This window comes from Paraburkholderia sp. CI2 (genome assembly GCF_014201055.1).
Lineage (GTDB): Bacteria > Pseudomonadota > Gammaproteobacteria > Burkholderiales > Burkholderiaceae > Paraburkholderia > Paraburkholderia tuberum.
In genome coordinates this window covers 49,431-65,071 of the sequence record NZ_JACHDL010000001.1, presented here as the reverse complement: position 1 = coordinate 65,071, position 15,641 = coordinate 49,431, and the positions used below count along the sequence as shown (strand labels likewise).

The window sequence follows — 15,641 nt, the reverse complement described above, 5'->3', positions numbered from 1 at the left end:
TGAAAGGAGACTTCAAATGGCCGAGATCAATAAGGAAGACGTTGTTGCGGTGCTGAACCGGATTCTCGAATCCGAGTTGGCCGGCGTCGTCCGATATACGCACTATTCGTTCCTTGTGTTCGGATTCGGACGCATTCCAATCAGGTCGTGGTTGCGCGCGCAGGCCGATGAATCGTTGTTGCACGCACAGCAGGCCGGCGAATGGATCACGACTCTGGGTGCCTATCCGTCGCTTGCGATCGGTCCTCTGCTCGACTCGCACACCTTCGATATCTCTTCGATCCTCCGCGAGTCGTTGCAAGCCGAGAATCTTGCGTTGCAGTTGTATCGCGACCTGCTGGCGCTCGTCGAGGACCGCTCGGTTGCACTCGAGGAGTTCGCCCGTCAGATGATCCACGTCGAGGAGATGCACGCGGGCGAAGTCGACAAGATGCTGCGCCGCCCTGGGGAAATGACGACGTCGGAGGACAGCTAGTGCTGATGCCGATGATGGATATCGGGGAAATGCGCGTGCGAATGTGCAATAGGCAGATGCACGTGAAGGTGCGTGTGCGGCTCTTCACCGGCATAAGGAAAATCATGCGCGTGCTGATGGTGCTCGTCATGGCGATGCCGGTGCGTGTGTTCAAGAAACTCATGGCTGTGCTCATGCTCATGCCGCTCGCGCACATGTAGCCAGATACCCAGCGCCATCAGGGCGGCGGCAATCCAGAAAGACAGATTGGGTAGCGCGGGCCATATGATCAGCGAAAGCATGACACCGAACAGCGGCGCAACGGAAAAGTACGCGCCTGTACGCGCCGTACCGAGATGGCGAAGTGCAACAACGAACAGCACGAGGCTGATGCCGTAACCGCCAAGCCCGGTCAGCATCGCTGCCGCCATGGTTCCTGCTGACGGAAGCGAAGCGCCCGCCGCGATCGCAATGCCGAGATTCACGGGACCGGCCACCATCCCTTTGAGACACGCGATCACCATCGCGTCGTTCGCCGAGACCTTGCGCGTCAGGTTGTTGTCGATTGCCCAGCACAGACACGCGCCGACGATCAGTAACGCACCCACCGGCACGCCTGACTGTCCCGGATGCCACGACAGCAGCACGCCGCCCGCAACGATCGCCACCATCCCGAGAAAAACCTGAATGTCGACATTTTCCCGGAAGACCACCCAGGCAATCACTGCGGTCAACACACCCTCAAGGTTGAGCAATAACGAACTCGTTGCCGCTGGTGTGGTGGACAGGCCCAGCATCAGCAATGCGGGGCCGGCGACGCCACCCATCGCTATCGCCCCGATCAGCCAAGGCAACTCGCCTTTGGTGATGCGGTGGTCCGCGGCGGAGTGAAGTCCGCGCGATCGGAAGGCACGCCACGCGATGCCGACCCCAAGCCCCAGGCCGCTACCGAGATAAAACAGTCCTGCGAGCATGAAGGGGCTGACTGAGCCGAGCAGCGCCTTGGCCAACGGTGTCGCGGCGCCGAACAGCGCCGCGGCGATTAAGGCGGTGAATATCGCGCCGTATCCTGATCTCACCACTCCAACCTCTTGTGCGCAGCAGAAGGGACAGTTTACAGACCATCGCTGGGGTGACGGACGAAATTCGCCGTTCGGCGCGGCAGCGGTGAACCTGGTCGTCACCGACACGCGGCTCGACTATCGCGGCAAGGTACATCGGTCGTTCAACACCGCCTGGACGAAATGATAGGGGCATACGTCGACGCACTTCGCACATGTTCGGAGCATCGAACTGTCGGCACGCCGCAGACATTTCGCCGCGAGGCTGTCCGTGCGCCACCACCACTCGCGAATCGCCTTCATGCCCGCGGCTGCCGCGCAAACCGATTCGATCGCGCAAAGCCGTGTGCCGCCCGGGGCGCGGCACACGGCGCGAACATGGCACACCCTGTGCGCTAGAGACCGCGGGTCCGCAACACTCTGCAGTTCAAGGATCTGCGGCCTCGCTCGATATGCTAAGCTGTCAGGCAGTGCTCCGCACAAACGTAGCGCACGATCGATGCTTTTCTCGGATGTATAAAGAGGAGAAGCGACCATGAAAATCCTATGGGTCGATGACCACGAAATTCTTTGCGTTGCTCTTTCCGAATATGTCCAAACACACGCGTCGGAGCTGAGCGCAGCCCCAATCGACATCACGCCCGTCTTTACGCTTGCCAGCGCGCTTGAAGAAGTCAACAAGACACCGCCCCCGGACCTGGTATTCCTGGATCTTAATCTGGATGGTGAGAATCGTGGCGCCGCGACACTTGAGCATTTTCAGGCCGGAAATCCATCCAATGTTCCCGTGGTCATCTGCACAGGACTTGCTCCTGGAAACGATCATGAAGTTGAAATTTTGCGAATGTGCATGCGTGACTACGCCGCTCGGGGAATCCTGTTGAAAGGAGGCGCGTACAAAAAAATGTTCATTGGACTGAGCAGGATCTTAGGAGGTGAACTCTGGATTCCGGAAGAAGTCTTGCTCCGCTTTGCCTGCTCGACACAAGCGCCCTCAGCTAGCCAGAATCAGCATCATCTTGGGCTTTCTCCGCGAGAGTGGGATTTGGCGCGTTGCATTGCACGTGGCCTCTCAGGTAAACAGATCGCAAGAGAGCTTGGCGTCTCCGAGGGACATGTCAGACAGGTTTCTTGTGTTATTTACGACAAACTTCAAGTCAGAAACCGCGTTGAAGCTGCACTTCGAGTCAATGCCGAGCTTACCCTTGGAAGTGGGGCAGCAGATACGCGACTGTCGTGAAGATCTCTGCTACACCGCTCTTCATGTTTCCCTGCCATCACTTTTAACCGCCTTCGGTCGACGTTTTTGGCTTATGTTCTGCAAGTGTGGTCAATAAGGTTCGTTCCGAAACCGGTTTCGACAAAAGCTTGATGCCACTGACGGCTACTTTTTTGAGCACAGCTGACGAGGTGTCCCCCGACCACAGGATCGCAGGGATCGAGGCGTCGGTAGCAGCGCGGACCGCCGTAATCGCCGCAATGCCGTCCTCGTTTTCCAGCCGGTAGTCAGAGAGGATGAAGTGCGGACCGCTTGCCAAAGCCTCAATGCGCAACTGCTCGATGACGTCGGATGACGATTCCCCCGCCACGACGTAGCAGCCATGCTCGATCAGGCGCATCGATATTTCGATTCTTAAGTCGCTGTTGTCCTCGATGATCGCCACGACCATATTGGTCAGGTCCGGGTCGCCGTCTTCAACCGTTTGAACCTCGCGCAACGCCGGCGGTATGAGTCCCATGAACGGGACCGTAACCGAAAAACGCGATCCACGTCCTGGTGTCGAGTCCACGTCCAGTTTGTGACCAAGAAGGTTCGCGAGACCCTGGACAATGGACAGACCCAGGCCGAACCCTTTTTCACGATTCCTCTCGGGATTATCGACCTGTACATAGCTTTTGAAGATATCCGCCTGTCGACCTTCAGGGATACCGATCCCGTTGTCCCAGACGCTTATCTTTATGCCGCTGCCTCGCCTCTGGCAACTCACCAGAACATGTCCCTTCTTGCCTCCCTGTTCGGAAGGCGTGTAACGGACCGCATTGAGCACCATATTCCGGACGATCCTGTCCAACGCATGTCGATCCGTACGGACCAGATAGGGGCGACTATGGAGTCTTAACTTCAGCCCCTGCGTCTCAGCCAGCGCCTGCATATCCACGACTATGCCGCGTAAAAGGGAAGGCAGCGCCACCTCCTGAATCTCTACATTCCAGGTGCCGGACTCGAGGCGGCAGATATCCAGTGCTCCGTTAATCATCCCTTCCATCGCGTCCACTTGCCTTTGCGCAATCGAGACGCCTTCGACCAGATTGGTCGATTTAATGCTCCGCCCGATGAAATTTAACTTCAGGCCGAGCGTGGTGAGCGGTTGACGCAGGTCATGGCTTATCGCAGCGATAAGCAGGTTCTTCTCCGCCGTTGCCGCTACAGCCTGAGAACGCGCCTCCTCGAGAATAATCTCTTTAACATATGCGCGTTTCTGACTGTAAAAAATAAACCACGCGAGGAAACAATAGCCAATTAGTTGAGCCGTATAAAAGCCCAGCATTGCTGGCCGGTAAATAAATAGAGGTGGTCCCAAGCTAAATCCGAACGGGATAGCGCCGAGCACGAATGAACCTAAATTCGCACGAAGACTCGGTGCGAGCAGCAGCAAGGTAAATGTATGGCTGATTAGCGTGTACTCAAGGAAGCCAGAACTGGCCAATTTGACGTAGGGAGCATGGCCCGAGAAATCGGGTGGGGTTAGCCCAAAGCTACCCGCCGCCCACCAGAACGATGTCAGTGTGACGACTGCAGCCCATGTCCAGTGCATCTGCTCGACCGCGTCGACGCTGGAGTGCTTCGGGAGCGCCATGGTCTTTTTCAGCAAGTATGCTGCCATGGGAGTGGCTATCCCCCACAGTCCCAGGACCCAGACGACACGGAACCAAAGATAGCTATCCGACGTCTTGATCCACGATCCATATATGCACAACAGTGTGGCTCCGACCGACACTAGCGCGGTCCAACATACCGCTCGACGGGACAGCGATTTCAATAACTCACGTTTGACATAGAGATTCTGCTCGGTACTGAGTGCCGCAACCGGTCCCAGAAAAGGATTCACAAGTTCAGCGAATACGCGGCGCTCGATTGTGTGATCCGTTTCGCCCGCGCACAGTGATGTTCTGGCCCCGGGCTTTTCGCCCGCGTCGGAATCACGTCGTGTTTGAATACGGGACGCCATAGCAGGCCTCCGAGAATCAAGTGCAGCTACGCTCCGTTATGCAAGCTTTGTGTTCCCCTGCCATCTCTTTCACCCGCCTTCGGTCAATGTTTTTGGCTTATGTTCTGCAAGTGCGGTCAATAAGGTTCGTTCCCAAACCGGTTTCGACAAAAGCTTGATGCCACCGACGGCTACTTTTTTGAGCACAGCTGACGAGGTGTCTCCCGACCACAGGATCGCAGGGATCGAAGCGTCGGTAGCAGCGCGGACCGCCGTAATCGCCGCAATGCCGTCCTCGTTTTCCAGCCGGTAGTCGGAGAGGATGAAGTGCGGACCGCTTGCCAAAGCCTCAATGCGCAGCTGCTCGATGACGTCGGATGATGATTCCCCCGCCACGACGTAGCAGCCATGCTCGATCAGGCGCATCGATATTTCGATTCTTAAGTCGCTGTTGTCCTCGATGATCGCCACGACCATATTGGTCAGGTCCGGGTCGCCGTCTTCAACCGTTTGAACCTCGCGCAACGCCGGCGGTATGAGCCCCATGAACGGGACCGTAACCGAAAAACGCGATCCACGTCCTGGTGTCGAGTCCACGTCCAGTTTGTGACCAAGAAGGCTCGCGAGCCCCTGGACAATGGACAGACCCAGGCCGAACCCTTTTTCACGATTCCTCTCGGGATTATCGACCTGTACATAGCTTTTGAAGATATCCGCCTGTCGACCTTCAGGGATACCGATCCCGTTGTCCCAGACGCTTATCTTTATGCCGCTGCCTCGCCTCTGGCAACTCACCAGAACATGTCCCTTCTTGCCTCCCTGTTCGGAAGGCGTGTAACGGACCGCATTGAGCACCATATTCCGGACGATCCTGTCCAACGCATGTCGATCCGTACGGACCAGATAGGGGCGACTACGGAGTCTTAACTTCAGCCCCTTTGCCTCAGCCAGCGGCTGCATATCCACGACTATGCCGCGTAAAAGGGAAGGCAGCGCCACCTCCTGAATTTCTACATTCCAGGTGCCGGACTCGAGGCGGCAGATATCCAGTGCCCCGTTAATCATCCCTTCCATTGCATCCACTTGCCTTTGCGCAATCGAGACGTCTTCAACCAGATTGGTCGATTTAATGCCCCGCTCGATGAAATCTAACTTCAGGCCGAGCGTGGTGAGCGGTTGACGCAGGTCATGGCTTATTGCGGCGATAAATTGGTTCTTCTCCGCCGTTGCCGCTACAGCCTGAGAACGCGCCTCCTCGAGAACAACCTCTTTTACACATGTGCGTTGCTGATCGTTGCAAATGAACCATGCGACGACACAATAGCCAATTATTTGAGCCGTATACCAGTCAAACATTCCTGGCCGGTTAATAAAGAACAGTGGTGCCATGTTAACTCCGAATGGGATAGTGCCAATCACGAGTGCGCCTAAAGCCGCACGAAGACTGGGTGCGAGCAGCAGCAACGTAAATGCCTGGCAGATCATCGTCAGTTCCAGAAAGCCATACCGGCCGAATCTAAAGTAATAACCATGGAGGACCACGAATTTGGGTGGGATGAGCCCAAAGCTGGCCGCCGCCCACCAGAAAGATGTCAGCATGACCAATGCAGCCCATGCCCAGTGCATCTGCTCGACCGCGTTGACGCTGGCGTGCTTCGGGAGCGTCATGGTCTTTTTCAGCAAGTATGCTGCCAAAGGAGCGGCTATCCCCCACAGTCCCAGGATCCAGACGACACGGAACAAGGGATAAATATCCGATGTTTTGATCCACGATCCAAATACGAACCAGAACGGGCTTCCGACCAGCAGTAGCGCGATCCAATATACCGATCGGCGGGACAGCGATTGCAATAACTCGCGTTTGACGAGGAGATTCTGCTCAGTACTGAGTGCTGCAACCGGTCCCACAAACAGATTCATAAATTCAGCGAATCTGCGGCGCTCGATTGTGTGAGCCGTTTCGCCCGCGCACAGTGATGTTCTGGCCCCGGGCTTTTCGTTCGCGTCGGAATCACGTGGTGTTCGGGTACAGGACGCCATAACAGGCCTCCGGGCATCAGGTGCAGCTACACGCCATTGTGCTAGCGGTCCGCCAACAAGTCGATGGACAAGTGTTCTGTTTTTTGCCGAACAAAAGTTCGTGATCCACGCAGGTGGTCCCTACCTGAGATTTGTGCCCGCTGTGCCGAGCGTTGCGCGGAAGACCGTCAAAGCTGCTGAACGAGGGTAAGTATGAGGCTGATCTCTCGCGCTGCGCGGTACCAGTAACTCGCGGTTGTCCTGATCAAGCACGGCTCGCCAATTGCGATATTGGGTGCTCGCTCCGTGTGTGCCGCGTCGAACTGCATCCGTAACCAGGCGTGCGCCGTACTCTCAAGAAATCACTCTAGCGAATAATCGTAAAGCGACACCCAACATTTATTCTCCCGAAAAGGAACATTTAATGCCGAACATCAAATTATCGACGTAACTACAACTGACGCGATTACACGGCGCAATAATGCAACATAATTCGATACAAGAAGGGCGTCAATCACCGCACAACGGCCCGCGTTCTTCTCTTGTCGAATGCCTGTTACGAGTACGGCTCTATAACCGGCCGATGCGGAAAACGCAGTGCGTACATGCGCGACGTTTTCCACCTCACTTTCAGGGAGATCGACATGATCCGCAATACGCCACCGAGTTAAGCCAGCTGAGTCGCGGACGACTCCACACCCCATATCAACCACAACTTCCAGTTTGTCTGCAGAACTGGCTGCAGTGTGCTATTCGGTTTCCCGATTGTTAAGTTAGCCATGAATCAAGGAGCTCCATGATGAAAACCCTTGCATGCCTTGTCCTCGCCAGCTGTGCGCTTGCCAGCCCAGTCGTCAGCCTCGCTCAGAGCACCGCGCCCGTCACCCGTGCGCAGGTGCGCGCGGAACTGATCCGTCTCGAGCAGGCCGGCTATCACATGGGCGACGGCGACCATACGAAGTATCCCGAGCAAATTCAGGCTGCTGAAGCGAAGATCGCTGCACAGGACAGCCAGCAGGCGGGCAACAGTGACGTTGGCGGTACGACGACCAACGGCACCGCAGCTTCCGGCAGTGTCCAGCATGTGTCGAAGCCCTCGCCATCGTCGTGCGTCGGCCCCGCAAGTTATTGCAACCTTTTCTTCGGTAATTGACCGCGAGATGGCTCGCCCGACACCGCCCCGACGATCCGGGTAACGTGCCTGGATCGTCTGGGGGCGTCCTCACCGGTGGCGTCCGAATCTTCGGACCCTGCGCAACGAATTCCAGGTGAAATGATGAACCCGCGGTCGATACGCATCGCCGGCCACATGGTGTTGACCTCGTTGACACTTTACGTCGCCAATGTATTGCTGCGCACTAACAACAGCGTTGCAGGCGCGATGTTGCTGATCCTCGGGACGTTGGTCATACATCTCCTTCGCCCCTTAATCCATTCGAGCATCGAGCCGCCTTCGATGAGCTTTCGCGTCTGGCTCAACAAATCCTCGCTGCCAACGGACTTTCAGATCGGGCAAGCATCGCTTCGTTCGCACCCGACGCCGCGGGATACGGTTCTCGACAGCTTCTCAGCCTCGGCGCTCATCAGCCGTCCGTCGAAACGGTGGTAGCCTCCCATGCATCGATTTCCACGTTCAATGCCGACAACTTGTCTCGAACGAGCCCGAGTGCGTCGCTACCGAGCAAAAGACGCGTGGGCGGATGATCCGCTGCCATGGCGGCCAGCATTGCGCGCGCCGCTTTCCTGGGATCTCCCAATTGCTTGCCGCTTTTTTCCTCGCGGGCCTGGCGGATGGGATTGAAAATATCGTCGTAATCCGAAATCGAGCGGGGGGTCCGCGTCATCGAGCGACCTGCCCAGTCAGTGCGAAATGAGCCCGGCGCCACGGCCGTCACGGCAATACCGAAGGGCTTGACCTCTTTGCCAAGCGCCTCGGAGATGCCCTCCAACGCAAACTTGCTCCCGCAGTAATAAGCGATTCCCGGCATCGTGATGTAGCCGCCCATCGATGTGATATTCAGAATGTGGCCGCGGCGGCGCTCACGCATGAACGGCAGGACGGCCTTCATCATGGCGACCGCACCAAATACATTCACATCGAACTGTCGGCGCATATCCGAGAGCGGCGATTCCTCCATGATGCCCTCGTGGCCGTAGCCGGCATTGTTGACCAGCACATCGATTGGGCCGATGCCAGCCTCGATTTCCGTCACGACGCCGTCGATCGCGTCGAAGTCGGTCACGTCGAGCACGCGTCCCCAAGCGGCATTCGCGGATACGGACTCGAATTCACGCTTTGCCTGGGCACTTCTCACCGTACCGACGACCTTGTGACCCACCGCCAGCGCTTCCTGTGCGAGCGCGCGGCCAAAGCCGCTGCTGACGCCGGTGATGAGCAGAGTTTTGCTGCTTGCCATTGAAGCTTCTCCCGAATGTCGATTGGAGAGTGCATACTAATCTGACCAGCGAGGCAAATTAAGCCGAATTCCGCTGATTTTCTTGCATAAAACTATGAACACGATACGCGCTTTGGCCCAGCATCCAGATCTATCCTCTCGAAGCCAGAAACGCATGATTGTCCTGCTACGCGCATTGGCGCCCGACGAGGGCTACAACCTGACGGCACTGCCGAGCGTCCGCATCTTGCGGTCGAACCGGGCGCTATCGCGCACGCCCGTTCTGTACGATCCCGGTATCGTGATCGTCTGCCAGGGCCGCAAGCGAGGTTATTTCGGCGACCAGCTCTACCTGTACGACGAGCGTCACTACCTGGCCGTGTCCGTGCCCGTGCCGTTCAGCATGGAGACCGACGCAACCGAGGAGCGCCCACTGCTCGCGCTGTATCTGCACCTCGATTTCGGATTGGCCGCCGAACTTGCGGAGCGGATCGACCGCGAAGGCGTGGGGGAGTGCGCACCAGCACCTCAAAGCATGATGTCGACGCCGATGGATGACGCAATGCAAGCGTCCGTGCTGCGCTTCCTCGAGGCGATGCATCGGCCACTCGAATCTGCTGTGTTGGGCGCCGGGCTGCTGCGTGAACTGTATTTCCGGGTGCTCACCGGAGCCCAGGGAGGCTCGTTGCGCGAGGCTTTGGCGATGCGAGGACAGTTCGGCCAGATAGGCCGCTCACTCCGCCTGATTCATGCAAGCTATGCGCAGCCCCTCGACGTAAGGCAACTGGCCGACGAAGCGGGTATGAGCATTCCGAGTTTCCACAGCCACTTCAAGGCAATTACGCAGGTGTCGCCGATGCAATATGTGAAGTCGACGCGCCTTCATCAGGCTCGCCTGTTAATGGTGCGCGAGGAGCTAACCGCGGAGGCGGCGGGACACGCTGTGGGTTATGCGAGCCCGTCCCAGTTCAGCAGGGAATTCAGGCGTCTGTTTGGCTTGACGCCTGCCGCAGAGGCAAAGCGTATGCGCGAGAGCTTCGCGATCCCGGCAGTATTCGCTGATACGGCTTATGTCTCGTCGCACTGAATTTGCCGCGGTTCGGTTCGATCGTAGATCAGTGATCGGACATCCACGAGTGTCTGCTAGACGGTGAGAATCATGCGCCCGCAACGTCGTCATGGAGGACGGTTACTTTTGACGAGGGAGGCTTTCAGCGCAGGTTGAAACCCGCCGCGAGTAACCGTCTTCGCTGGCCGCGGGTTGCCAGACCGCCGGCCCCGCGTCGTAATCAGGGCAGCGTTGGATCACAACCGGCACCGGTGAGCGCGATTGTTCGATGTCACGCCGATTGTCCGAAAGTTAGGGGGATACTGGGACGGCGGCCGTTTTCAAGCGGCGATGCAAACCACCGAGCCAACGGATCAACTGACTGCATGAAGGACTCGATCAACAACACACCGCTTCTCTTGACGACGAATACACAATCGCGGTCACGCGCCCAGATGGCTGTGCGTGTGTGGATGACGAAGCACGAACGCGTCGGGCCATGTGCCTGCGTGAGGGTTCGCGAAAACGTCGCAAGGCTAAAGTTCTTGCGCAGCAACGACTCGAAACTCGCGGGCAGATGCGATTGGTGGAATGACTATCGCTCGCATTCGCCGGAGTCTTCTTGAATTGAAGCCTGCGCGATAAATGCAACTCAGCTATGTCTGACTGCGCGAGAGCAGCCGCGGCCGGAGTTGTCGAGGCGCTGCGGCCGGGTCAAGCCACTTTCTCATCCACCGCGATGCAGTAACGTCGATCTCATTGAGCATGAGGCATCTGAAGCAATAAACCGGGTGGCCAGGATCAAGCGTAGCGAGATAAACGAACCCAATGTGTCGTCTTCAATAGCCGTTTTGCCTTTATTGCTGAAGAATTGTCTGGAAGCGCACAGATTCCCCCGATACGCCTCGTATGCTTTAGCGCTATAAGCGAAGCCAAAATGACAACCAGATGGCTTCTCGAGGCCCTTCGCATTCAGCAATCACATGCGGAGTGTGGCACTCAACGTCGGGGGACACCATGAGAAATCAAGCGAACAGCACCGTCGCGATTCCATCATATTTCAAGCGGGCCACGTCATCGGTGTTACCTCGATGTGCGCTGGCTCGTTACTGTTCACGCCCACTTCGATTCCCCGGCGCTAGCCGCGCCTTTGCGAAATTCAAGATCGCGTCGACCGAATCAGCGTCCAGAGCAGAGCGCAAGCTTTAGCCAACGAGGTGCTGTCGGTGACTGTTGCGTGAGCGCATACGGAGTCAAATAATGAGCCTGAAAAAAATGCAAAAGGGCGTGGTGGCCGTTGAAACCGCGCTCGTACTTCCGATCCTGCTGCTGATTGTGTTTGGGATCGTCGAGTTCGGCCTGGCGCTGTACGACCAGGCTGTCATCACCAACGCCGCCAGGGAGGGCGCGCGGGCGGGCATCGTGCTAACAAGTCCCAGGCCCACGACGACAAACATCACCAACGTGGTGACCAGCTATACGTCCTCGTACCTGATTTCGTTTGCGACGAAAAACCCGACACCGTCGGTCTCGGTGACCAACGCAGGCGGGTCGTTCGGCACCGCGTTGGCAGTCAAGGTTTCGTACACGTTCACGGGGTTGCTGCTCGGCCCCCTGATGAACCCGTTGACTGGGCCGATCACCTTGAGCTCCACGGCCACGATGAACAACGAATAAGAAGAACATCATGCGTAACATCCATACCATGCGTACTCAGCGCCGCGCAAAATCGATGAAGCAGCAAAAGGGTGCGGTGGCGATCATGGTCGCTCTGCTGCTGCTTATGCTCCTGAGCTTCGCGGCGCTCGCGATCGACATTGGCAACCTGATGCTCGCCCGCACTCAGGCACAGACTGCCGCCGACGCTGCGGCGCTTGCAGGGGCACAGTGCCTATATGCCCAAGCCAACAACCCTGGCTGCAACAACGCGAACGCCGCCAATCCGGATTGGAACGACTCGCAGACCGAGGCTGTTTCGTTCGGACCGAATAACAACGTCCAAGGGGCAGCCGTCCAACTGCATCCGTCGGATGTCACTACCGGCTATGTGAATGTCAGCAATGTCGCGGCTGGTGTATCCCAGGCAACCGTGCCGGTAGCAAGCGGAAACATCGTGCCGGCGGTCCAGGTGACGGTCCACAAGGACGGGACCGACTCTAACGGGGGCGTTCCGGTGTATCTGGCACAAGTGCTGAACATCGCGTCGCTGAAGACGAGTGCGACAGCGACTGCGGTCGTGGCTAGCCCGGGAACCGCTGAAGTTGGGGCACTGTTCCCGATTGTGATGTCGCGATGCCTCTACGACACCTACTGGAATTCGGCGACCAATTCACCCGATCTTGCTACCAGTACAACCGACCCCCAAGCGGCGAACAACGGCACACCAATTCCGCAGACGATCGGCCAACCGTACATCTTCGCGATCAGAGCGTCGTACCAGGCCGCCAATTGCAACGCAGGGCAATGGACTTCCCTCTCATCGGCGAACAGCCAGCTTGGTTCCAGCGCCATAGTCGGGTTGATGACGAGCGGAAACGCAAGTCCGATGTCTATCGGCGAACCGATCTATCTTGAAACGGGCCTAAATAGCAATGCGTTCCACAGTGTTGCAACGTGTAGTCAGATCGCGGCGGGTTCGGCGGGTAGTTGTGCCTGGGTGACCGTAGCTGTAGTGAGTAACGTCACGGGGGGACAGGGGAGTACTCCGCCGATAGTCGCATTCGGGTGCCTGCACATCCTGAACGAGACGGGCAGCGGCTCCAACGCAGTCATCACCGTTCAGATGGGCAACGATCCCAACTACTGCAAAAACAACCAGACGGACGGCATCGGGCCCGACTATGGGACGATCATGATGCCCCGGTTGGTTCAGTAGCTTTGCAATCGAGACGTCGTGGCAATCAGGGCCGACACGTTGGGGCGAACTCGGCCTTCTGGCGCGTTTATGACCGGCCAGTCACACCAACTTTTTTCTACCGTCGCGATCTGTGTTGCAAGTCGCGGCTATTCGGTCACGCTACGCCCGACGAAATTGAACCGCCTGGTCGCTTTGCGCTCATTTGCGCCCGGTTGCCAGCCTTGATTGCTGTCATTGGCCGGCTGGCGACTTTGTGGTTGGGGTCGCCAGCGAGTTGTTAACCCCGTAAGCGGGGGGGCGGGACGTCGAGCGACTGTTCGCGCTATTCGGCTGGCCCGAGGTCGACGACGCGGCGCCGCTGTCCGTGTTGGTGGCGCCAGGCGTGCCGTAGCCACTCGTTGCAGCGGCCGGCGACTGTGTGGTCGGAGTCGCCAGCGTGTTGTTGCTTTGTGCATATACGCTGCCCGACAGCGTGAGTGCGGCGACGGCCGCGATCAATGTGCTGGTTGCCTTGTTCATGACACGCGTCTCCTTGGTTGGACTGCGATTTCGACGCAAACGATGCATCCGCACCGTTTCCGTCGTGCTCGCCTAATGCCAAGTTTAGGAAAGCGATGGCTGATAGTTACGCGCATTATTCACAATGGTGAATATCGATTTTCGGCGCTAACCGGGTAACCTGACGCGCGCTGGTCCCCGATCTGAGGCTATCAGTCAACGCGCGCAAGACTGCCACTGTGGTTGCCCATCATTTCTGTTCCCGCATCCACGGCGTAAACGTGATTCCGACCAGCAATCCTTCCGGCCCGATGAAGCGACTGACCGTCTGGCCCCACGGCTCATTCCGGTTCCTGACCAGCATCCGATACCCTTGCGATTCAAGTTCCGCCGTTGCCGCCTGGACGTCGTCGACATCAAACTCGATCCAGGCTTGCGGGATGGGTACGTCGCGAGGCCACGAATCCGTGCCGAAGCACGACTGCGAGGCGTGGGAGAGCGGCCACAAGGCGAAAGAGTTTGCGCCGTTCAGACCCTCCGTATGGAGATAGCCGCCGTTCTCTTCCTTGAAGGGGATACCGAAGGCCCGACCGTAGAGATCGCGGCTTGCCTGGGCTTCAATCACAATCGGGCCAAAACCTGCGATGAACAAGGCCGTGGCTTTTGGGATCTTTTCCATGGCTTCTCCTTTGCCGCGAAAGAGCGGCGCGATGAAGAACGAACAGGTTCGCCCACGCCCATCGAACTGATCTGGCGGCGAGTTTTCCGGTACCGCGGGGCATGGCATGGTTGAGTGTAGGCTTGTTTCGGGTGGCCGGCGATGCATCGCGCGGCGCCGTGGCGCGTGCGTCGAGGCGAAACGGCGTTGGCACGCTTTACCGTTGCTTTGCAAGAATTGCAGAAATGCGCGCGGGTGCGATGCCCGGCCATCAAGCCTCGGCGTTGATGCCGTCTTGCGCGTTGTCCTCGCCGCCCCGTTCAAGCGTGCTGCGATATGCGCGCGACTGCATCTCGGCAAGCCGGCTCAGCGTACGCGACAGATCACGCGCGCCTTCGAGACCGATCAACGCGGTCTCGATCGGCTGATCGGAGGCGATGAAGAGCGCACGCTTGCGGTCGTAGAAGATGTCGATCAGCCAGACGAGGCGCTGCAGCGTATGCGGCTGCCTCAGCGCTTCCGTATGCAGACGATCGACGATCAAGCCTTGCCATTGCTCGGCGAGATCGAGGTAGTCGAGGTGCGAGCGGCTTGCGACGCACAACTGCTCGAAGTCCGCCCACAGCAGCGCGCGGCCGGCTGCCCGCGCTTCGAGCGGCCGGCCCGCCGCGCTCAGCCTGATCGGCTCGATCGCAGCGTCGCGTTCATGGCTCGTGAAGATATCGCGCAACGCGGCCTCGCTCGATGCGTCGAGCGGCGCGAAAAAGCGCGGCACCTCGGCCGCTTCGCCGCTGAAGCGGTAATCGCGCACGCCGTCGAAATGGATCACCGTGAAGCCGCGTTTGATCTGCGCGATGGTCGGCAGAAAGCGCTCGTGAAACTCGGGGTCGGGCAACAGATCGTCCGGTGCGTAGTTCGACGTCAGCACGATTCGCGTGCCCAGGTTGATCGCGGTGTCGAGAAAGCGGCCCATCAGGAACGCGTCGGCGATATCGTGCACATGAAATTCGTCGAAGCACAGCAGCTCGATACCGTCGAGCCATTGCCGCGACACGTCGCCGAGCCGGTCGTCGCCGCGCGGCGCGTGCACGAGCCGGCGGTTCATCTCGCGCAGGAACTCGTGGAAATGCAGGCGCCGTTTGCGGCATGGCGCAAGCTCGAACAGCGTATCGACGACGAGGCTCTTGCCGCGGCCCGGCAGTCCGTGACAGTAGACGCCTTGCGGCCCGAACGCGGCGGTGGACCATGCCTGCCGCGCGCGCTGCTGCGCGCCGACCAACCCGACGAGCGCGCCGATGGCCTCGCGCTGCCGCGCATCGGCAGAGATGCCGCGCGCGGTCAGTGCGCGCGCGATGCGGGTTTCGTCAAGCATGGGCAAGAGCGTCCATGCCTGATGACGCGAACGACGCGAACGACGCGAATGATGCGACTTGCGCGAATG

At 58.3% G+C, this 15,641-nt stretch carries 15 protein-coding genes; 8 read left to right on the top strand and 7 right to left on the bottom strand.

Features of this window, described 5'->3' with window-relative positions:
- Positions 1-16 precede the first annotated feature (16 nt).
- Positions 17-475: a bacterioferritin gene (locus HDG32_RS00285; RefSeq protein WP_018425186.1), complete on the top strand. Its 459-nt coding sequence runs from the start codon at positions 17-19 to the stop codon at positions 473-475.
- Here the strand turns inward: HDG32_RS00285 and HDG32_RS00280 are convergent.
- The gene (locus HDG32_RS00280; protein WP_409339992.1) at positions 472-1,536 is read right to left on the bottom strand and encodes a DMT family transporter; all 1,065 of its coding nucleotides are present in this window, start codon (positions 1,534-1,536) and stop codon (positions 472-474) included. The two genes, HDG32_RS00285 and HDG32_RS00280, sit on opposite strands and share 4 nt — an antisense overlap.
- Between HDG32_RS00280 and HDG32_RS00275 the strand changes: the two genes are divergently transcribed.
- Together HDG32_RS00275 and HDG32_RS00270 are read left to right on the top strand one after the other, a co-directional pair.
- Entirely contained in the window at positions 1,457-1,702 is a 246-nt protein-coding gene (locus tag HDG32_RS00275) for a hypothetical protein (protein ID WP_184063429.1), read from the top strand. The genes HDG32_RS00280 and HDG32_RS00275 overlap by 80 nt on opposite strands.
- Positions 1,703-2,050: 348 nt before the next feature.
- Entirely contained in the window at positions 2,051-2,755 is a 705-nt protein-coding gene (locus tag HDG32_RS00270) for a response regulator transcription factor (RefSeq protein WP_184062315.1), read from the top strand.
- A 43-nt stretch (positions 2,756-2,798) separates the two neighbouring features.
- Here the strand turns inward: HDG32_RS00270 and HDG32_RS00265 are convergent, their stop codons facing one another.
- Together HDG32_RS00265 and HDG32_RS00260 are read right to left on the bottom strand one after the other, a co-directional pair.
- A complete protein-coding gene (locus HDG32_RS00265) occupies positions 2,799-4,745 on the bottom strand; it encodes a hybrid sensor histidine kinase/response regulator (RefSeq protein WP_184062313.1) in 1,947 nt (648 codons plus the stop codon).
- 69 nt (positions 4,746-4,814) lie between these two features.
- Positions 4,815-6,764 carry a hybrid sensor histidine kinase/response regulator gene (locus HDG32_RS00260; protein ID WP_184062311.1) on the bottom strand — a complete coding sequence of 650 codons (1,950 nt, stop codon included), beginning with the start codon at positions 6,762-6,764 and terminating at the stop codon, positions 4,815-4,817.
- A gap of 775 nt (positions 6,765-7,539) precedes the next feature.
- Between HDG32_RS00260 and HDG32_RS00255 the strand changes: the two genes are divergently transcribed.
- Complete coding sequence (locus HDG32_RS00255) at positions 7,540-7,896, top strand: DUF4148 domain-containing protein (RefSeq protein ID WP_409339991.1); 357 nt, start codon at positions 7,540-7,542, stop codon at positions 7,894-7,896.
- A gap of 120 nt (positions 7,897-8,016) precedes the next feature.
- Positions 8,017-8,352: a hypothetical protein gene (locus HDG32_RS00250; RefSeq protein WP_184062307.1), complete on the top strand. Its 336-nt coding sequence runs from the start codon at positions 8,017-8,019 to the stop codon at positions 8,350-8,352.
- Here the strand turns inward: HDG32_RS00250 and HDG32_RS00245 are convergent.
- Positions 8,327-9,160, bottom strand: coding sequence for an oxidoreductase (locus HDG32_RS00245; protein ID WP_184062305.1), 834 nt, complete (start codon positions 9,158-9,160; stop codon positions 8,327-8,329). The two genes, HDG32_RS00250 and HDG32_RS00245, sit on opposite strands and share 26 nt — an antisense overlap.
- A 154-nt stretch (positions 9,161-9,314) precedes the next feature.
- Between HDG32_RS00245 and HDG32_RS00240 the strand changes: the two genes are divergently transcribed.
- The 3 genes from HDG32_RS00240 to HDG32_RS00230 all read left to right on the top strand — a co-directional run bounded on the left by HDG32_RS00240 (position 9,315) and on the right by HDG32_RS00230 (position 13,062).
- A complete protein-coding gene (locus HDG32_RS00240) occupies positions 9,315-10,226 on the top strand; it encodes an AraC family transcriptional regulator (RefSeq protein WP_260335475.1) in 912 nt (303 codons plus the stop codon).
- Positions 10,227-11,447: 1,221 nt separating this feature from the next.
- Positions 11,448-11,864 (top strand): TadE/TadG family type IV pilus assembly protein, encoded by a 417-nt coding sequence (locus tag HDG32_RS00235; protein WP_184062301.1) that lies wholly within the window; start codon positions 11,448-11,450, stop codon positions 11,862-11,864.
- A 10-nt stretch (positions 11,865-11,874) separates the two neighbouring features.
- Complete coding sequence (locus tag HDG32_RS00230) at positions 11,875-13,062, top strand: pilus assembly protein TadG-related protein (protein ID WP_184062299.1); 1,188 nt, start codon at positions 11,875-11,877, stop codon at positions 13,060-13,062.
- 213 nt (positions 13,063-13,275) lie between these two features.
- On the opposite strand, the gene HDG32_RS00225 is transcribed toward HDG32_RS00230, so the two are convergent.
- The 3 genes from HDG32_RS00225 to zapE form a co-directional block, all read right to left on the bottom strand.
- On the bottom strand, positions 13,276-13,563 hold the full coding sequence (locus HDG32_RS00225; RefSeq protein ID WP_184062297.1) for a hypothetical protein: 288 nt from the start codon (positions 13,561-13,563) through the stop codon (positions 13,276-13,278).
- A gap of 229 nt (positions 13,564-13,792) precedes the next feature.
- Positions 13,793-14,221 (bottom strand): VOC family protein, encoded by a 429-nt coding sequence (locus HDG32_RS00220; protein WP_184062295.1) that lies wholly within the window; start codon positions 14,219-14,221, stop codon positions 13,793-13,795.
- Positions 14,222-14,471: 250 nt separating this feature from the next.
- A complete protein-coding gene (zapE, locus tag HDG32_RS00215) occupies positions 14,472-15,572 on the bottom strand; it encodes a cell division protein ZapE (protein ID WP_184062293.1) in 1,101 nt (366 codons plus the stop codon).
- Positions 15,573-15,641 lie beyond the last annotated feature (69 nt).